The organism is Streptomyces sp. NBC_01433, from assembly GCF_026340105.1.
Classification (GTDB): domain Bacteria; phylum Actinomycetota; class Actinomycetes; order Streptomycetales; family Streptomycetaceae; genus Streptomyces.
This window is the reverse complement of sequence record NZ_JAPEPM010000001.1, coordinates 2,491,828-2,509,545: the sequence shown is the minus strand read 5'-3', so window position 1 is coordinate 2,509,545 and position 17,718 is coordinate 2,491,828. Positions and strand designations below refer to the sequence as shown.

The 17,718-nt window shown below is 72.0% G+C and carries 15 protein-coding genes; 7 read left to right on the top strand and 8 right to left on the bottom strand.

Going from position 1 to position 17,718, the window contains the following annotated elements; genetic code table 11:
• Positions 1 to 78: 78 nt before the first annotated feature.
• From OG413_RS11315 to OG413_RS11295, 5 genes are all read left to right on the top strand, one after another.
• Entirely contained in the window at positions 79 to 825 is a 747-nt protein-coding gene (locus OG413_RS11315) for a hypothetical protein (protein WP_266804767.1), read from the top strand.
• 71 nt (positions 826 to 896) lie between these two features.
• Positions 897 to 1,520 (top strand): PadR family transcriptional regulator, encoded by a 624-nt coding sequence (locus tag OG413_RS11310; RefSeq protein WP_266804766.1) that lies wholly within the window; start codon positions 897 to 899, stop codon positions 1,518 to 1,520.
• Between the two features lie 25 nt (positions 1,521 to 1,545).
• Positions 1,546 to 2,310, top strand: a complete 765-nt coding sequence (locus OG413_RS11305; protein ID WP_266804764.1) for an ABC transporter ATP-binding protein — start codon at positions 1,546 to 1,548, stop codon at positions 2,308 to 2,310.
• Positions 2,307 to 5,153, top strand: coding sequence for an FtsX-like permease family protein (locus OG413_RS11300; RefSeq protein ID WP_266804762.1), 2,847 nt, complete (start codon positions 2,307 to 2,309; stop codon positions 5,151 to 5,153). Before OG413_RS11305 ends, OG413_RS11300 begins: the two co-directional genes overlap by 4 nt.
• 181 nt (positions 5,154 to 5,334) lie before the next feature.
• Positions 5,335 to 5,883: a bacterial proteasome activator family protein gene (locus OG413_RS11295; protein WP_323137844.1), complete on the top strand. Its 549-nt coding sequence runs from the start codon at positions 5,335 to 5,337 to the stop codon at positions 5,881 to 5,883.
• A 129-nt stretch (positions 5,884 to 6,012) separates the two neighbouring features.
• Here the strand turns inward: OG413_RS11295 and OG413_RS11290 are convergent, their stop codons facing one another.
• The 7 genes from OG413_RS11290 to pdhA form a co-directional block, all read right to left on the bottom strand.
• Positions 6,013 to 7,002 (bottom strand): NAD(P)H-quinone oxidoreductase, encoded by a 990-nt coding sequence (locus OG413_RS11290; RefSeq protein WP_266804760.1) that lies wholly within the window; start codon positions 7,000 to 7,002, stop codon positions 6,013 to 6,015.
• A gap of 170 nt (positions 7,003 to 7,172) precedes the next feature.
• Entirely contained in the window at positions 7,173 to 8,315 is a 1,143-nt protein-coding gene (locus OG413_RS11285) for a TrkA family potassium uptake protein (RefSeq protein ID WP_266804758.1), read from the bottom strand.
• The gene (locus OG413_RS11280) at positions 8,273 to 9,823 is read right to left on the bottom strand and encodes a molybdopterin molybdotransferase MoeA (RefSeq protein WP_266804756.1); all 1,551 of its coding nucleotides are present in this window, start codon (positions 9,821 to 9,823) and stop codon (positions 8,273 to 8,275) included. Before OG413_RS11280 ends, OG413_RS11285 begins: the two co-directional genes overlap by 43 nt.
• On the bottom strand, positions 9,820 to 10,692 hold the full coding sequence (locus tag OG413_RS11275) for an NTP transferase domain-containing protein (RefSeq protein WP_266804754.1): 873 nt from the start codon (positions 10,690 to 10,692) through the stop codon (positions 9,820 to 9,822). Before OG413_RS11275 ends, OG413_RS11280 begins: the two co-directional genes overlap by 4 nt.
• Positions 10,693 to 10,803: 111 nt before the next feature.
• Positions 10,804 to 12,222, bottom strand: a complete 1,419-nt coding sequence (locus OG413_RS11270) for a dihydrolipoamide acetyltransferase family protein (protein WP_266804752.1) — start codon at positions 12,220 to 12,222, stop codon at positions 10,804 to 10,806.
• On the bottom strand, positions 12,222 to 13,253 hold the full coding sequence (locus OG413_RS11265; protein ID WP_266804750.1) for an alpha-ketoacid dehydrogenase subunit beta: 1,032 nt from the start codon (positions 13,251 to 13,253) through the stop codon (positions 12,222 to 12,224). The genes OG413_RS11270 and OG413_RS11265 overlap by 1 nt, the downstream gene beginning before the upstream one ends.
• Complete coding sequence (gene pdhA / locus OG413_RS11260; RefSeq protein ID WP_266804749.1) at positions 13,250 to 14,413, bottom strand: pyruvate dehydrogenase (acetyl-transferring) E1 component subunit alpha; 1,164 nt, start codon at positions 14,411 to 14,413, stop codon at positions 13,250 to 13,252. The genes OG413_RS11265 and pdhA overlap by 4 nt, the downstream gene beginning before the upstream one ends.
• A gap of 210 nt (positions 14,414 to 14,623) precedes the next feature.
• Between pdhA and OG413_RS11255 the strand changes: the two genes are divergently transcribed.
• Positions 14,624 to 15,145, top strand: coding sequence for an Lrp/AsnC family transcriptional regulator (locus tag OG413_RS11255; protein WP_266804747.1), 522 nt, complete (start codon positions 14,624 to 14,626; stop codon positions 15,143 to 15,145).
• A gap of 151 nt (positions 15,146 to 15,296) precedes the next feature.
• Here the strand turns inward: OG413_RS11255 and OG413_RS11250 are convergent, their stop codons facing one another.
• Positions 15,297 to 15,887, bottom strand: coding sequence for a TetR/AcrR family transcriptional regulator (locus tag OG413_RS11250; RefSeq protein WP_266804745.1), 591 nt, complete (start codon positions 15,885 to 15,887; stop codon positions 15,297 to 15,299).
• 123 nt (positions 15,888 to 16,010) lie between these two features.
• Here OG413_RS11250 and paaN point away from each other — a divergent pair, with 123 nt between their 5' ends.
• A complete protein-coding gene (paaN, locus tag OG413_RS11245; RefSeq protein WP_266804743.1) occupies positions 16,011 to 17,711 on the top strand; it encodes a phenylacetic acid degradation protein PaaN in 1,701 nt (566 codons plus the stop codon).
• Positions 17,712 to 17,718: the final 7 nt, after the last annotated feature.

Here is a 17,718-nt window from a genome sequence, read left to right as displayed (position 1 = left end):
GCGCCGGGCCGTTGCGCCTACGGGTGGCGCCTCCTCATCCGGGATGCCGGATATATCGGCGCGTGTGACGCTGATCTCATGGCTTCAGGACTCCTCCCAGCGCGGTCGGCGAAGTGTGTGGCCTGTCTGGTGATGGTGGCGGGGGCGGCGCTGGGGACGGTGAGCGGAGCGGCGTACGCGGGAGAGCAAATCGGCAGCTCGGCCGGCGCCGTCTCACCCCGCCCCTCGACGGGCGCTCCCGATGCTCCTTCCACGCCCTTGTCCCCGCCGGCCTCCGCCGTGCCGACCGCGCTGCCCTCCGCCCTTCCGTCGGACCCGGCGACGCTCCGGCCCGCGGGCAGCGGTCCGCTCGCGTCTTCGGGGGCGGTCACCGCCTCGGACGCCTCGGACGGCTCGGACGGCTCGGACACCTCGGACACCTCGGACACCTCGGACGACGCGCCTGCGGAGCCGCCCGCCGGGCCGTCGAAGAGCGCTTCCGACCCCGCCACCCCGTCCCCTTCCGCTTCCGTTTCCGCTTCGGAGGCACCGTTGGCCGGCCAGGTGGCCGGTGAGGGACGGGCCCGTCCCGGGCGGTCCCTGTCACCGCTGGAGCTCGCGCGGGCCGACGCCCCCCTCGACGAGGACGCACCCGAGCCCGACGCCGCTGACGTGCCCGTCTACACCCCGCCGCCCGGCGCCTTCCCCGAGTCGCGGCGGGCGTCCGCGCAGGCGCTGGACGCGCACGCCGTGCGGCAGGTGCAGCAGGTCTCGCTCGGCGCCGGGATCGCACTGGTCGGCCTGGGGCTGGCCTTCCTCGCGTTCCGTATCCGTCGCACCCACTAGGCCGGTCCGGGCCTCCGTCCGATGTCCTGAGGGACTTGCCACGAGCAACATACTCGGTATACATACTCAGTATGTCGATCCGTCACGGGCTACTCGCCCTCCTGGAGCGCGGGCCGCGGTACGGCTCCCAGCTCCGCACCGAATTCGAGTCGCGCACCGGCTCCACCTGGCCGCTGAACGTCGGCCAGGTCTATACGACGCTCAGCCGCCTGGAGCGCGACGGCATGGTCGCGCAGGACGGCGCGGACGACGCGGGTCATGACCTGTACGCGATCACCGACGACGGCCGAGCCGAACTGCGCAACTGGTTCGAGACGCCCGTGGACCGCACCAACCCGCCCCGCGACGAACTGGCGATCAAGCTGGCGATGGCGGTGGGCGCCCCGGGCGTCGACATCCGGCACGTCATCCAGGCCCAGCGCCACCACACCCTGAAGGCGATGCAGGACTACACCCGGCTCAAGGCCCAGGCCCTCGCCGATGTCCCGGCCAACCGTGACGAGGTCGCCTGGCTCCTCGTGGTGGAACAGCTGATCTTCCAGGCCGAAGCCGAGGCCCGGTGGCTGGACCACTGCGAGGCCCGGCTCGTCCGCCTCGCCGAGGCCGCCGCCACGGAGCCGACGGCCGACTCCGGTCCGGCCGCCACCCGCGGCCCCGCCCGCTTCCTCGCCGACCGCCCGCGCGCCCGGCGCTGACCCGTTCCTAGGGGGAACCACCACCATGTCCTCGTCCGTCCCCGCCCCGTCCGCCGGCCAGCCCGTCGGCGAGGCCGTTCTCGAACTGCGGGCACTGACCCGTACCCATGGCTCCGGCATCGCCGAAGTGCACGCCCTGCGCGGCATCAACCTCTCCGTGCGCACGGGCGAACTGGTCGCCGTGATGGGTCCGTCCGGTTCCGGCAAGTCCACGCTGCTGACCCTGGCCGGAGGTCTCGACACGGCCACCAGTGGCCAGGTCGTCATCGAGGGCCAGGACATCGCCGCCCTCGGCCGCAAGGGCATGGCCGCCCTGCGCCGCCGCAGCGTCGGCTACGTCTTCCAGGACTACAACCTGATCCCCGCCCTCACCGCCGCCGAGAACATCGCCCTGCCCCGCGAACTCGACGGCGTCTCCGTCCGCAAGGCCCGCAAGGAAGCCCTCGCGGCCCTGGCCGAGATGAACCTCGCCGAGATCGCCGACCGCTTCCCGGACGAGATGTCCGGCGGCCAGCAGCAACGCGTCGCCATCGCCCGCGCGCTCGTGGGGGACCGGCGCCTGGTGCTCGCCGACGAGCCGACCGGAGCGCTCGATTCCGAGACCGGTGAGGCCGTCCTCGCCCTGTTGCGCAACCGCTGCGACCAGGGCGCGGCCGGAGTGATGGTGACCCATGAGCCGCGGTACGCCGCCTGGGCCGACCGGGTCGTGTTCCTGCGGGACGGCTCGATCATCGACCAGACACTGACCACCGGGGCCGACTCCCTGCTCGCCGCCGAGGCCGCCCGGTGAGCGTCTTCTCGGGGTGGCGCGCCACCTTCCGCATAGCCCGCCGCGACGCGATGCGGGCCAAGGGCCGCAGCGCCCTGGTGGTCGCGATGATCGCCCTGCCGGTCCTCGGGGTGACGGCCGCCGATGTCACGTACCGCAGCTCCACCGTGACCCAGGCCAAGGAGCTGACAGCCAAGATGGGTGCGGCGGACGCCCAGTTCACCGATCCGGGCCTGGGCCGGGCACCGATCCAGCAGATGCCCGACCAGAGCGGCTGGGGCCCCGTCGACGACGCGCAGGTGCCGGAGGAGAAACAGAAGCCGGTCGACGTGCCGGCCACGTTCCCGAAGGGCTCGCGGTTCCTGACCGAGCAGTCCGTGCCCGCCTCCGTCACGACCGGCCACGGCATCACGAACACCGAGATCACCGAGCTGCGCGCCGCGGACCAGCTGGTCCGCGGCAGGATCACCCTGCTCGACGGCACGTTCCCGCACGGCAAGGACGAGATCGCCGCCACCGATGCCTTCATGAAGTCGTCCGGCCTCCACATCGGCTCCCGTATCACCGTGCGCGGCCCCGAGCTGACGTACACCGTCACCGGCACCGTGGAACTGCCCCAGGATCTGGACAAGAAGTCCCTCTACGCCGGTCCCGGCACGGTCATCGCCCCGTGGAAGGCCGCCGCCGACCACGACAGCAAGATCCTCCCGCCCAACCCGGGCAGGACGAAATGGCTGGTCCAGGGCCCGGCCGGCGCCGGAGTGACCTGGCCCGACGTGCTCGCCGCCAATGAGAAGGGCGCGATGGTGCTGTCCCGCCAGGCCGTCCTCGACCCGCCGCCGGACTCCGAGATCCCGATGGCCGCCCGGATGAACGGGGGCGGTACCGGTAGTGAGCCCCGGAGCGCGGCCCTCCTCACCGTGGTGGCCATGGCGGTCCTGGAGATCGTGCTGCTGGCAGGACCGGCGTTCGCCGTCGGCGCGCGCCGCTCACGCAGGCAGCTCGGTCTCGTCGGTTCGTGCGGCGGCAGCCGGAGTCAGGTCCGGGCCGTGGTGCTCGCCGGTGGTGTGGTGCTCGGCGGGATCGGCGCCGTCCTCGGCGTGGTGCTCGGACTCGGCCTGACCGCGCTGTGCCGTCCGATGATCGAGAACTACGCCGGGCAGCGCTTCGGCAGCCTGACCATCCGCCCCACGGAGCTGCTGGCGATCGCCGTACTCGGCCTGGTCACCGGCGTTCTCGCGGCGCTCGCACCGGCCGTCGTGGCGGGCCGCCAGTCCGTACTGGAGTCGCTCACCGGCCGCCGCGGCACCCGCCGCGGTTCCCGCGTGATGCCCGTTCTCGGGTGCATCGCGATGGCGGCCGGTGCCGCCGTCGCCGTCTACGGGGGGATCAACGGTGACACGAACATGGTCGCCGGTGGCTCGGTCGTCGCGGAACTGGGCGTACTCGCCTGTATCCCGGTGATCGTCGGCTTCCTCGGCCGGCTCGGCCGCAGACTGCCGCTCACCCCACGCATCGCGCTCCGCGACGCGGCCCGCAACCGGGGACGTACAGCGCCCGCCGTCGCCGCGGTGATGGCCGCCGTGGCCGGCACCGTCGCCGTCGCCACGTACGCCGCCAGCTCCATGGCCGAACAGGACTACGACTACACACCGGCCCTCACCGCGGGCACCGCCGCCCTTCTCTCGGAAACCTCCAAGGCCGAACGGCTCCCCGGCGCGCGGGCGGCGGTCGAGCGGAACATGCCCGTCAGCGGTGGACGCTCCGACATCGGGCGCGTCTGGGCGGGCAGCGACTGCTACACCTTCTACGAGGAGGAGAACGGCTGCGGCTCCCTCGAACTGGTCAAGCCCACCGGCAAGGGGCACAGCTGCCCGCTGAAGGGCCGGGGTGCCGAGGAACTCGCCGCACGGCTCTCCGCCGATGAGCACAAACGACTGACGAACTCCGCCGCCTGCATGGACGAGTACATGAACATGACGTCCTTCGGCACCGACACCAACAAGATCGTCATCGGTGACGCCTCGCTGCTCACCTCGTACGTGAAGCTCGACGACCCCGCGGCGGCCGAAGCACTGAAGGCGGGCACTCCCGTCCTGCTGAACCCGGCCTACGCGAAGAACGGCGAGGTCACCCTCAAGACCGTCCACACGTACAACGACCGCGACAAGAAGAACCGCGAGCTGCACCCCGGCAAGGCCCGCACCACCACGGACCGGCTGAAGGTCTACGTCGCGCCCGCGAAGTACGCCGCGACGCCCGGCATCCGCCTGCTCATGCCGCAGAAGGCCGCGGACCGGTTGGGCCTGCACACACAGGACCACGGAAGCCTGTACACGCTCTCGCACCCCCCGACCGAGGCCGAGCAGCAGGCGACCTCGGCGGCGATCGATCAGGGCGGCGGCGGCGCCTACATCACGTCGGACAACGGTCCGTCCGGCGGGGAGGACACGATCCTGCTGATCCTCGCCCTGTTCGCGGGCGTGGTGACCGTGGGCGCGGCCGCCATCACCACCGGTCTGGCCAAGGCCGACGCGGAGGCCGACCTGACCACCCTCAGCGCGGTGGGCGCGCCTCCGGGCGTGCGACGCTCCCTCTCCGGATTCCAGTGCCTGGTCGTCGCGCTCACCGGGGTACTGCTCGGTACGGTGGCGGGCGTCGTACCCGCGGTCGCGCTGCGGCTCATCGATCTGCGCGAGGCGATGCGGGCGATGCGCGAGCAGCCGATGGACTCCGCCTACACGCCGATCGTGCTGCCCTGGGAGACGATCGGGCTGCTGGCCGTGGTGGTGCCGGTGCTGGCCGGACTGCTGGCCGCCGGTCTCACCCGCTCACGCCTGACGCTGGCCCGGCGGGCGGGGTGAGCGCGCCCCGCTGACCGGGGCCGCGAGAGCCGATCAGGGCCGCGAGGAGGGGGCGAACGCACCCCCACGACCCTGGTCCGGCACGGCCGACCGGCTGCTTCCGGTGCCCTCGGGGACGGTGGATCATCCGTTCGCGGGGGCACCACAGTCGTGTACGGCATGTGTGCGAGAGAATGGGCGCATGGAGATGCCGAGGAATGACCGGTCGCAGGAGCACCCCCAGGTCCTCGTAGTGGGACAGGACGGAATGGCTATCGGCGGCGGTACCAGTGACGACGAGTCGCGCGAGGTCCCGGTGACAGAAATGGTCGAACAGCCCGCAAAGGTCATGCGCATCGGCAGCATGATCAAGCAACTCCTGGAGGAGGTCAGAGCGGCTCCCCTCGATGAGGCGAGCCGGGTCAGGCTCAAGGAGATCCACGCCAGTTCCGTGAAGGAGCTGGAGGACGGACTGGCGCCGGAGCTGGTGGAGGAGCTGGAGCGGCTCTCACTGCCGTTCACCGAGGAATCCATCCCCTCGGAAGCGGAACTGAGGATCGCGCAGGCCCAGCTGGTGGGCTGGCTGGAGGGCCTTTTCCACGGCATCCAGACCGCTCTGTTCGCCCAGCAGATGGCGGCCCGCGCCCAGCTGGAACAGATGCGTCGCGCCCTGCCGCCCGGCGCGGGCCACGAGGACGAGGACGGCGGCGGTGACCCGCACGGAGCGATCCGCTCCGGGCCCTACCTGTAACCCGCCGAACAGCACTGGACGGACCGAACGGGCCCGGCACACAGCGAGGTGTGTGCCGGGCCCGGCCGCGTCAACGGTGCCGCGTACGCCCATCGCGTACGGATCGCGCGGGCTTCCCACAGGTGTCCCTCACGCGGAAGCGGGCGCGAGCAGGAGCACCTTGCCGATGTGCGCACTGGATTCCAGCACCCGGTGCGCCTGAGCGGCGTCCTCCATCGGCACCGTGCGGTCCACGACCGGCCGGACGACGCCCCCGCCGATCAGCGGCCACACATGTTCGCGCACGGCAGCGACGATCGAGGCTTTCTCGGCGAGCGGGCGGCCCCGCAGGGACGTGGCGGTGATGGCGGCCCGCTTGCTCAGCAGGGCGCTCAGGTTCAGCTCGCCCTTGACGCCGCCTTGGAGGCCGATGATCGCGAGCCGGCCGTTCACGGCGAGCGCCTGCACGTTCCGGTCCAGATACTTCGCACCGACGATGTCCAGGATGACGTCCGCGCCCGCGCCGTCGGTCTCCTTGCGGAGCTCCTCGACGAAGTCCTGCTCGCGGTAGTCGATGAGGATGTCCGCCCCCAGCTCCGCGCAGCGCGCCAGCTTCTCCGGTCCGCCCGCGGTCACCGCGACGCGCGCGCCGACCGCCTTGGCGAGCTGGATGGCCATCGTGCCGATGCCGCTGGATCCGCCGTGGACGAGCAGCGTCTCGCCGGGGCGCAGGTGGGCCACCATGAAGACGTTGGACCACACCGTCGCGGTCACCTCGGGCAGCGCCGCGGCCATCGCCAGGTCCACGCCGTCCGGTACGGGCAGCAGCTGACCGGCCGGTACGGCGACCTTTTCCGCGTACCCGCCGCCCGCCAGCAGCCCGCACACCTCGTCGCCCACCGACCATCCGGTCACCCCGGCGCCGAGCGCCGCGACGCGCCCCGCGCACTCCAGACCGGGGTAGGGGGAGGCACCGGGCGGCGGGTTGTAGAAGCCCTGCCGCTGCAGCACATCGGCGCGGTTGACCGCGCTGGACACGACCTCGACGAGCACCTCGCCCTCGCCGGGTACGGGATCGGGCACCTCGGCCCACACGAGCGCCTCGGGGCCACCGGGTTCGGGGATCGTGATCGCATACATGGCCGCGAGGCTACTCCGCGCGGCCCACGGACCCGCGACGGCAGGCGGAACCGGGCGCGCCCGCCCGGTCCGTGCGGTCGGTCCGTGCGGTCGGTCCGTCCGTCCGGTGCGGTCGGGCCGCGCGCGTCCGGGACGGTCCGCGCGTCGGGGCCCGTCCCGTCAGCTTCGTGTCACGGGCGCTGCGGCGCCTGAGGCGGATTGTTCGTCGGCGAAGTGTGGAACGGACTCGCCCGCACGATCGTGATCAGCCGGTCCGTCAGCTGTAGCGGACTGGCCGCCGGATCGTCGTAACCGAGCAGCCGGTGCCCGCGCAGCACGCTGACCACCAGGTCCTCGGTTTCCCGCACGCTCTTGCCCACCTCGGCCTTTATCACCGGCCGCTCGACGAGATCGAGACCGCTGCCCTGCTGGATCAGGTCCTCCATCACGGTGCCCGCGCTCGGGCTGAGGACGGAGAGGCCGAGCAGTCGGCCGGCCGCACTGGCACTGGTGATCACGGCATCGGCGCCGGACTGCCGCAGCAACGGTGCGTTCTCCTCCTCCCGCACCGCGGCCACGATCTTCGCCCCGCGGTTGAGCTGGCGCGCGGTCAGCGCGACCAGTACCGCCGTGTCGTCCCGCTGAGTGGCGATGATGATCTGACGGGCCTTCTGGAGCTCGGCCCGCAGCAGCACATCGCTCCGGGTCGCGTCCCCGAGTACCCCCGTGAAGCCCTCGGCGTTGGCCGCCTCGATCACCTTCGACGCCGGGTCGACGATGACGATCTGCTCCTTCTTCAGGCCGGTGGTGCAGAGGGTCTGGATCGCCGAGCGGCCCTTCGTGCCGAAGCCGACGACGACGGTGTGGTCACGCAAGTTGGATCTCCAACGCTTCAGCCGGAAGTCCTCCCGGGTCCGTTCCGTAAGGACCTCAAGAGTGGTGCCGACCAGGATGATGAGGAAGAGCACGCGCAGCGGTGTCACGAGCACCACGTTGGTCAGCCGGGCGCCGTCCCCGTACGGGGTGATGTCGCCGTAGCCGGTGGTGGAGAGGGTGACCGTCGCGTAGTACACCGCGTCCAGCAGATCGACCTTGCCGTCGGCGTTGTCGTTGTAGCCACCACGGTCGACCCAGACGATGAACACGGTGGCGGCCAGCACCATCAGGGCCATCATCAGCCGCTTGGCGACCTGCCGCGCCGGTCCGTCGACGACCCTGCGCGGCAGCATCACCCGCGTGGTGACGACATGCTCCTCGGCACGCCTGGCCATCGCGTCGTGGCCGGGAAGTTTCACGTGAAACACCCTTCCGTCCACGGCGTCGCCGGGGCCCACGGTAGATCGAGGATCTCCACCTCGGTGCCGGACCGTACCCCGCCCGGCGGCACAACGGCCAGCCCGTCCGCCGCGGCCACCCCGCGCAGCATCGCCGGACCGTTGTAGTGCAGGGGCGCGACGTGGTCCCGGCCGCCCGCGCGGCCTGCCCGGTGGATCACGGGGACGAGCCGGGTGTCGTGCGGGTGCCCGTGCACGTCGGCATGGACGAGTGCCCGGTACGGCTCCTGGGAAGGGCGCCCCGCGATCCCGCCGAGCAGCGGTTCGGCGAGCGTGAGCAGGCCCGACACGGCTGCGAGCGGATTGCCGGGAAGGCCGACCAGATAGGGCCCGTCCGAAGGCAGTTCGGCCAGCAGCATCGGATGGCCGGGCCGCACGGCGACTCCGTCGACCAGCAGTTCGGCGCCGACCTCGGCGAGGACCGGATGAACGTGGTCGACCGGCCCCGCCGCGGTCCCGCCGGTCGTGACGATCAGATCGGCCCGTGAGGTGGTCAGGGCGTGGCGCAGCGCCTCCACGTCGTCCCCCAGCCGGCGGGGCTCGGACACCTCGGCTCCCATCGTCCGGAGCCAGGGGCCGAGCATGGGGCCGAGCGCGTCGCGGATCAGCCCGTCGTGCGGAAGTCCTGAGGTGAGCAGCTCGTCGCCGAGCACGAAGACCTCGACAACAGGGCGGGCCACGGCGGCCAACGCGTCGTACCCGGCTGCGGCGGCCAGGCCGAGCACGGCCGGGGTCACCAGTGTTCCCACGGGCAGCAGTTGATCGCCGGAGCGGCACTCCTGGCCCCGGGGCCTGATGTCCTGCCCGGGAACGACCTCGCGCTGTGCGTACAGCAGCCCCTTGGCCTCGTCGGCATGGGCGTGTTCGCTGCGGATGACGGCCGTGGCGTCGGCCGGGATACGGGCGCCGGTGGCGATCCGTACCGCCCGGCCGTCAGGAAGCGGATCGGGCGCACGGCGTCCGGCCAGAATCCCCTCGCCCTCCTGGCAGGCCCACGGCCCCGGGCCTGCGACGGCCCAGCCGTCCATGGCCGAGGTGTCGAAGGACGGCAGGTCGGTAAGTGCGCCCAGCGGCTCGGCGAGGACGTGGCCCAGGGCCCGGTCGAGGGGGAGCCGAAGAGCGGCGACGGGCGAGGCCTGCCCGGCACGAGAGGCCAGGTCGCGGGCACGGTCCCAGGGCATGGCGCGGGTGCGGTGTGCGTGGACGCGGTGGGTGGGGGCGACCGTGGGAGGTGTGGTGGCGGAGGGAGATGTGGTGGAGGAGGGAGATGTGGTGGAGGAGGGAGATGTGGTGGAGGAGGGTGGGGCGCTGTGTGCGGTGCCACCGGCCGTGTCGGCGGGGCCATCGGGGAAGGCGTCGAAAGCCGGTGGAGGGGCAGGTTCCGACGGGCGGTACGCGTCGTGGGGCCGGTGAGCGACCAGCGCCAGAGCCTGCTCGACGGCGCGCTCCTCGTCCTCCGAAGGCGCGTCGGGGGAGGCGCCACCGGCCCCGGGGCCGTGTGCGGTCATGGGGACCCGGCCCCGCCGCCTGCCGTCTCGGCCTCCCACCGCAGCGCCAGCGCGGCGGCCTTGCGGGCCGCCTCCGCCACAGCCTCGGCAGCGCCTTCCGGACCCGCTCCCTCGCTCGCCTTCGCCGCCGCGTATCCGACCAGGAAGGTCGTCAGCGGTGCGGCGGGCCGGGCGACACCGTGTGCGGCGTCACGGGCGAGGTCGAGCAGGACGTCGGTGTCGACGTCGAGGTCGATGCCCAGTTCGTTCTTGACTGCGGTGATCCATTCGTCCAGCACAGTCCCATGTTCCCTGATACGGCCCCTGGCTTCCGCGATGTCTTCCCAAGTGTCGCAGTCGAACGAGGCGAGAGGGCCCGCGTCGACCCGGGCAAGGTCCAGCTCGGCCGTCAGCAACCGCAGCGGAAGCCCGGCGAGGCTGCCGTGCTCGGTGGCCAGGAGCGCCAGCTCGCGGCGCAGCGGCTCGCCGCGGTAGGCGGCCACCAGGGGCTGGTCCCGCCCGTCCGGGTCGGTGCACAGGGCGCCTTCCCTGCCGTCCTCCCCCGCTGCTGCCAGCAGGGCTTCGACGGTGCCCGTTCCCAGAAACGGCAGGTCGGCGGAGAGTACGAGAACGCTCTCCGCCGACGTGTGCCGCACCCCGGCCCCGAGCGCCGCCAAGGGGCCGCCGCCCGCCGGGACTTCGCGCGTCCAGGTCACGGGCCTCCCGGTGGGCCTGCGACTGCCCACCACAACGGTCGTGGCGGCCCCGGCGCAGGCCGCGAGAACCCGGTCGAGCAGCGCGCGGCCACCGACCCGGACCCCTGGCTTGTCGGCGCCGCCGAGCCGCTTGGCAGCTCCTCCGGCAAGAACGATCACGTCATACGCGGTCATGCGTCGAGTATGAGCGCCGACCACCACACCTGATCCCTCCGGGGCGGCCCGCAGCCGGACGGCCGCAGGTTCGAACCCGGTTCGAACCCAGCCCGGCCCGGCCCGGCCCGGCTACAGCATGCGCAACAGCACCGCCGGTTGTTCCACGCAGTCGGCCACGTACCGCAGGAATCCGCCCGCCGTTCCTCCGTCACAGACCCGGTGGTCGAAGGTGAGCGAAAGCTGGACGACCTGGCGCACGGCCAGTTCACCGTTGTACACCCACGGTTTGGCCATGATCCGGCCGACGCCGAGCATCGCCGCCTCCGGGTGATTGATGATCGGTGTCGACCCGTCGACCCCGAACACGCCGTAGTTGTTCAGCGTGAACGTGCCGCCGGTCAGCTGAGCCGGGGTGAGCGCCCCGGTCCGGGCCGCCTCGGTCAGCCGGGCGATCTCGCCGCCCATCGACTCCACGTTCCGCGCGTGCGCGTCCCGGACGACCGGGACGACGAGGCCGCGCTCCGTCTGGGCCGCGAAGCCGAGATGGACGTCGGGCAGCCGCACGATCTCCCGCGCCGCCGGATCCACCGTGGAGTTGAGCTCGGGGAACCGGGCCAGAGCCGCCGTACAGATCCGGGCCAGCAGGGCGAGGACCGACACCTTGGGCCCGGCGGACGGACCCCCCGCGGCGTTCATCGCGGCCCTGACGGCCATCAGCTCGGTGGCATCCGCGTCCACCCAGCACGTGGCGTCGGGAATCTCGCTCCGGCTGCGCGACAGCTTGTCGGCGACCGCGCCCCGGACCCCGCGCAACGGAATCCGTTCGCCGGCCCCGGACACGGACCGCGCCGCCTCGGACCGCGCCGCCGTCGAAACCCCGGCCTCCGCAACCCCGGCCGTGGCAGTGGCCGTCTCCGCCGCCCTGATCGCGGATTCGACATCGACGCGCAGGATCAGCCCGTCCGGACCCGACCCCGTCAGCTGCCGGAGATCGAGACCGTGCTGCCGCGCCAGCTTCCGTACGAGGGGCGAGACCACCGCCACCGGGCCCCTCCCATCAGCCGCGACCGATGCGGGACGGGCAGCGGACACAACAACCGGAGCAGCCGGAGCAGCCGGAACAACCGGAACAACCGCAGCGGCGACCGGCACGGTTTCGGACGCCGTGACCGACAACCGCTCGGGCCGGATCCGGCGACGCCGCGCCGCCGGAGCACCCGTCCCGTACCCCACCAGCACATTGCCGGACGACTCCGCCGACTGCGCCGACGAACCGGCAGTCCCCGTCGGCTCCGCCCCCGCCGGTCCGACCACGACGGTCAGCAGTGGAGCCCCGACCGGAAGCTCCGTACCCTCCTCGCCGAACCGCGCCGTCACCACACCCCCGTAGGGACACGGCACCTCCACCATCGCCTTGGCCGTCTCGACCTCGACGACCGGCTGATCGATGGCGACGACATCGCCGACCTCCACCAGCCAGCGCACGATCTCCGCCTCGGTCAGCCCCTCACCGAGGTCCGGCAGCTTGAATTCGAGTACCTGAGGCATCAGCCCTCCGCCTCCCACTGCAGCCGGGCCACGGCGTCGAGCACCCGGTCCACGCCCGGCAGGTGATGCCGTTCCAGCATCGGTGGCGGATACGGGATGTCGAACCCGGCCACCCTCAGTACCGGAGCTTCCAGATGGTGGAAGCACCGCTCGGTGATCCGGGCCGCGATCTCCCCGCCGGGACCACCGAAACCGGTGGACTCGTGGACGACCACCGCACGTCCGGTCCGTCGCACCGAGGCGGCCACCGTCTCGTCGTCGAAGGGCACCAGTGAGCGCAGGTCGACGACTTCGAGGTCCCAGCCCTCGGCCACAGCCGCTTCCGCGGCCTCCAGACAGACCGGCAGGGAAGGCCCGTAGGTGATCAGCGTCGCGCTGCGTCCGGGGCGGCGGACCACGGCCCGGCCGATCGGTTCGACCTCCGCCGGAGCATCGGGGGACCAGTCCGCCTTGGACCAGTAGAGCCGCTTCGGCTCCAGGAAGACCACCGGATCGTCGGAGGCGATCGAGGCGCGAAGCAGCCCGTACGCGTCGTCGACCGTGGCCGGTGTGACGACGTGGAGGCCGGGCGTGGCCATGTAGTACGCCTCCGAGGAGTCGCTGTGGTGCTCGACCCCGCCGATCCCGCCGCCGTACGGAACGCGCACCGTGATGGGGAGTGGCATGGCGCCCCCGGTGCGGTTCCGCATCTTGGCGACATGGCTGATCAACTGCTCGAAGGCCGGGTAGGCGAACGCGTCGAACTGCATCTCCACCACGGGCCGCAGCCCGTACATCGCCATGCCCACGGCAGCCCCGAGGATGCCCGCCTCGGCCAGTGGGGTGTCCGTACAACGGTCGTCGCCGAACTCCTTGGCCAGGCCGTCGGTGATCCGGAAGACCCCGCCGAGTGTGCCGACGTCCTCACCGAGGACGTGCACGGCCGGGTCCTCGGCCATCGAGTCGCGCAGCGCGCGTCCGAGGGCCTGCGCCATGGTGGCCGGCTTGGTCTTCGACGTCCGTGCACCGGTCGTCGCCGCCGCGGTGGTCATCGTCCCGCCTCCGCACCGTGTTCGTCGTGCCGGTCCTTCTCGGCCTCCAGCTCGGCCCGCAACCGGGCGGCTTGCTCCCGCAGTTGGCCGGTCTGCTCCGCGTAGACATGGGAGAACAGGTCCATCGGGTCGAGCACCGGATCGGCGTTCATCCGCTCCCTCAGCGCGGCCGCCATGCGCTCCGCGGCCTCCCGTGCCTCCTCGATGCCGTCCTCGCCGAGCAGCCCGCGCCCGGTCAGCTCCCGCTCCAGGAGCTCGACCGGGTCGTGTGCCCGCCACGTCTCGACCTCGCTGTCGACCCGGTAGCGGGTGGCGTCGTCGGCGTTCGTATGGGCGTCCATGCGGTAGGTGAGGGCCTCGACCAACGTCGGCCCCTCGCCGCGCCTGGCCCGCGCGACCGCCTCACCGAGCACCTGGTGCACGGCGACCGCGTCGTTGCCGTCGACGAGCCGGCCCGGCATCCCGTACCCGACGGCCTTGTGGGCGAGGGAGGGGGCCGCGGTCTGCTTGGCCAGCGGGACGGAGATGGCGAAGCCGTTGTTCTGCACGAGGAAGACGACCGGGGCCCGCCAGACGGCCGCGAAGTTCAACGCCTCGTGGAAATCGCCCTCGCTGGTGCCGCCGTCACCCACCATGGCGAGCGCGACGACATCGTCTCCCTTGAGCCGCGCCGCGTGCGCCAGACCCACGGCGTGCGGCAATTGGGTGGCGAGCGGCGTGCAGAGCGGGGCGATGCGGTGCTCACGCGGGTCGTAACCGGTGTGCCGGTCGCCGCGCAGCAGGGTCAGCGCCTCGACGGGGTCGAGGCCGCGCGCCACGGCCGCGAGGGTGTCGCGGTAGCTGGGGAAGAGCCAGTCCCGCTCCTCCAGCACCAGTGCGGCCGCGATCTCGCACGCCTCCTGCCCCGTGCTGGACGGGTAGACGGCGAGCCGGCCCTGCTTGGTCAGCGCCGTGGCCTGCGCGTTGTACCGGCGGCCGCGGACCAGCTCGGCGTAGAGCCTCAGCAGCAGCTCGGGGTCCGCGTCGGCTGCGGCGTCCGTACCCAGCACCCGGTACGGCTCGGGGTCCGGGAGCAGCGGCGCGGGGTCGGTGAGCGGCTTCCAGGCCGGGGGCGGCGTGGGCCGGTAGGCGGCCGCGCCGGGCAGCTCTTGGACCGTCATGAGAAGCACCTCCTGGCATCGAGGGAGATCGAGGGGTGTCGAAATATGTCGAGATGTCGAAGGGTGGCGAGGCACGGGTGTGGTGTGTCTCACCTACCGATTGTTCGGTCGTGAGGGCATTTTGGCTACAGGCACCGCCAGCCTGTGGACAAACGGTTCTCCACAGCCTGGGATAGGGACAGGTCGTCCACAACAGGGAGGCGCGGGCAGATGGCAGCTGAACAAATGGCCGACAGGGGCGACGATCCCGGCCAGGTTCCGCCCGCGCGACCGCTGGACTCCATCGACCGGGACATCCTCCGCATCCTGCGGACGGACGGCCGCGCCTCTATACGCTCGGTGGCCGAACGCGTGCATGTCTCACGCGCCAACGCGTACGCACGGATCAACCGGCTGATCGAGGACGGCGTGATCCGCGGCTTCGGCGCACGGATCGACCACGAACGGGCGGGGCAGGGCGCGTCCGCCTACATCACGCTCAAGATCGTCCAGAATTCCTGGCGCACGGTTCGCGAACAGCTTCAGGCGCTGCCCGGAGCCACCCACATCGCGCTGGTCAGCGGCGACTTCGACGTACTGCTACTGGTGCACACCCCGGACAACCGCGCCCTGCGCGAACTGGTCCTCACCCGGATCCAGGCCATCCCCGAAGTGCTCTCCACCCGCACGCTCCTGGTGTTCGAGGAGACGGATCTGGGCCCGCACCCGGACCGCCCCGCAGAGCTGTCCTGACCTGGCACCCGGCGGAACTGTCCCGCCCCGGCACCCCGCGGAACTGTCCCGCCCCGGCGCCCGGCGGCGGCCTTCCGGATCGGCCGGCCCCGGCCTCGGCGGCCGGCCGGCCGCCTGAACCGCCCGAACGGCCCGCCCCGGCTCCCGGCTCTCAGGCCGCCCGCATCCCCTCGAAGGCCAGCTGGACGACCGTGTCCGCGAGCTGGTCCTCCCCCGGGAAGCCGCCCGGCTGCGGCCGGTACCACTCGACCAGGGAGTTCACCATGCCGAACAGCAGCCGGGTCGCCAGCCGTATGTCGACGTCGGCGCGGAGATCACCGTCGGCCACCGCCGCCTTGAGCAGCTCGGACACCCGCTGGTCGAACTCGCGCCGCCGTTCCAGGGCCCAGCGCTCCGTCTTGGTGTTGCCCCGCACGCGCAGCAGCAGCGTGACGTAGGGAAGCTCGGCCATCAGTACCCCGACGGTGCGGCGCGTGACGTACTCGACCCGCTCGATCGCGCGCCCCCGGGTGGCCCCGGGCTCGTCGAGGATCCCGAAGAGCCCGTCGAGCGCCCGGCTGACGGCCCGCCGCAACAGCTCCTCCTTGCCCGCCACGTGGTGGTAGATGGACGATTTGGAGATGCCCGCCGCCTTGGAGAGATGCTCCATGGACGTGCCGTCGTAGCCGCGCTCGTTGAAGACACGGACGGCGACGGTGAGCAGAGTCTCCGGGGTGTACGTGTCCCGCTTGGCCGTGGTCATGAACGCGATCCTCCCCCATGAGTTGTCCACAGGTTCGCCGGGGCCCCTTGTCCCGACCGATCGTTCGGTTACTCTAACTCCGTCCGCACGTCCCTGCCCGGCTCGATGAGGAGTTGGTCCGTCATGGCCGCCGAGCTCACCCCGCAGCAGCTGTCCGAGACCCACCGGCCCACGCTCGACCAGGCCCTCGACGCGATCCGTACGCGCGCCTACTGGTCCCCGCACCCCGAGCACCCGAAGGCGTACGGCGAGGGCGGCGCCCCCGGCAGCCTGGGAGCGGCGGAGGGCAAGGCCGCGTTCGACGCGCTGCTGCACACCCGGCTCGACCTCGGCCAGCCGGGCACCGACGGCTGGACCGGCGGGGAGATCTCGCCGTACGGGCCGGAGCTCGGCGTCGAGTATCCGCACGCCGACCCGGACGTCCTGCTCCCGGCTATGAAGGCGGGCATGGGCGCATGGCGGACGGCGGGGCCGGAGACCAGGGCCCTGGTCTGCCTGGAGATCCTGTCCCGGATCAGCGCCCGCACCCATGAGCTGGCGCACGCCGTGATGCACACGAGCGGGCAGGCGTTCATGATGGCGTTCCAGGCGGGCGGGCCGCACGCCCAGGACCGCGGGCTGGAAGCGGTGGCGTATGCCTACCAGGAGCAGATCCGCACCCCGCTGACGGCGGACTGGGCCAAGCCGCAGGGCAAGCGCGACCCGCTCCGGCTGCACAAGTCGTTCACCGCGGCGGGGCGCGGCATCTCGTTGCTGATCGGCTGCAACACCTTCCCCACGTGGAACGGCTATCCGGGCCTCTTCGCCTCCCTCGCCACGGGCAACCCGGTCCTGGTCAAGCCGCACCCGCGTGCGGTGCTCCCGCTGGCGCTCACGGTGGGGCTGGCCCGCGAGGTGCTGACCGAGGCGGGCTTCGACCCGAATCTGGTCGCGCTGGCCGCCGAGCGGCCCGGCGAGGGCATCGCCAAGAGCCTGGCGGTCCGCCCCGAGATCAGGATCATCGACTACACCGGGTCCACCGCCTTCGGCGACTGGCTGGAGGCCAACGCCCGGCAGGCCCAGGTCTACACCGAGAAGGCCGGGGTCAACTCGATCGTCGTCGACTCGACCGATGACTACAGCGGCATGCTCTCCAACCTGGCCTTCTCGCTCTCCCTGTACAGCGGCCAGATGTGCACCACCCCGCAGAATCTGCTGATCCCCCGGGACGGCATCACGACGGACGCCGGAGCCAAGTCGTACGACGACGTCGTCGCCGATGTCGCGGCCGCTGTCAACGGACTCCTCGGCGACGACGCCCGCGCCAACGCGCTCCTCGGCGCCCTGGTCAACCCGGACGTCAAGGCCCGCGTCGAGGCGGCCTCGGACCTGGGCGAGGTGGCCCTGTCCTCCCGGACCGTCACCAACCCCGACTTCCCCGACGCGACCGTCCGTACGCCGGTCATCGTCAAGCTCGACGGCAGCAAGCCCGACGACGACGCGGCCTATCTGTCGGAGTGCTTCGGCCCGGTGTCCTTCGCCGTGGCGGTCGCCTCGACGGCGGACGCCCTGGACCTGCTGCGACGTACCGTCCGCGAGAAGGGCGCCATGACGGTCGGCGCCTACACCACGTCCCCGGAGGTGGAGCGTGCGGTGGAGGACGTCTGCTTCGACGAATCGGCCCAGCTCTCGCTGAACCTGACCGGCGGGGTGTACGTCAACCAGACCGCGGCCTTCTCCGACTTCCACGGCTCGGGCGGCAACCCGGCGGCGAACGCCGCCCTGTGCGACGGGGCGTTCGTGTCCAACCGCTTCCGCGTACTGGAGGTCCGCCGCCAGGCATGACCCGTCG

Excerpts from the sequence above, each read along its gene's own strand:
- OG413_RS11315 (WP_266804767.1), top strand. The coding sequence starts at position 79 with ATGGCTTCAGGACTCCTCCCAGCGCGGTCGGCGAAGTGTGTGGCCTGT.
- OG413_RS11310 (WP_266804766.1), top strand. The coding sequence starts at position 897 with ATGTCGATCCGTCACGGGCTACTCGCCCTCCTGGAGCGCGGGCCGCGG.
- OG413_RS11305 (WP_266804764.1), top strand. The coding sequence starts at position 1,546 with ATGTCCTCGTCCGTCCCCGCCCCGTCCGCCGGCCAGCCCGTCGGCGAG.
- OG413_RS11295 (WP_323137844.1), top strand. The coding sequence starts at position 5,335 with ATGGAGATGCCGAGGAATGACCGGTCGCAGGAGCACCCCCAGGTCCTC.
- OG413_RS11290 (WP_266804760.1), bottom strand. The coding sequence starts at position 7,002 with ATGTATGCGATCACGATCCCCGAACCCGGTGGCCCCGAGGCGCTCGTG.
- OG413_RS11280 (WP_266804756.1), bottom strand. The coding sequence starts at position 9,823 with ATGACCGCACACGGCCCCGGGGCCGGTGGCGCCTCCCCCGACGCGCCT.
- OG413_RS11275 (WP_266804754.1), bottom strand. The coding sequence starts at position 10,692 with ATGACCGCGTATGACGTGATCGTTCTTGCCGGAGGAGCTGCCAAGCGG.
- OG413_RS11270 (WP_266804752.1), bottom strand. The coding sequence starts at position 12,222 with ATGCCTCAGGTACTCGAATTCAAGCTGCCGGACCTCGGTGAGGGGCTG.
- OG413_RS11265 (WP_266804750.1), bottom strand. The coding sequence starts at position 13,253 with ATGACCACCGCGGCGGCGACGACCGGTGCACGGACGTCGAAGACCAAG.
- pdhA (WP_266804749.1), bottom strand. The coding sequence starts at position 14,413 with ATGACGGTCCAAGAGCTGCCCGGCGCGGCCGCCTACCGGCCCACGCCG.
- OG413_RS11255 (WP_266804747.1), top strand. The coding sequence starts at position 14,624 with ATGGCAGCTGAACAAATGGCCGACAGGGGCGACGATCCCGGCCAGGTT.
- OG413_RS11250 (WP_266804745.1), bottom strand. The coding sequence starts at position 15,887 with ATGACCACGGCCAAGCGGGACACGTACACCCCGGAGACTCTGCTCACC.
- paaN (WP_266804743.1), top strand. The coding sequence starts at position 16,011 with ATGGCCGCCGAGCTCACCCCGCAGCAGCTGTCCGAGACCCACCGGCCC.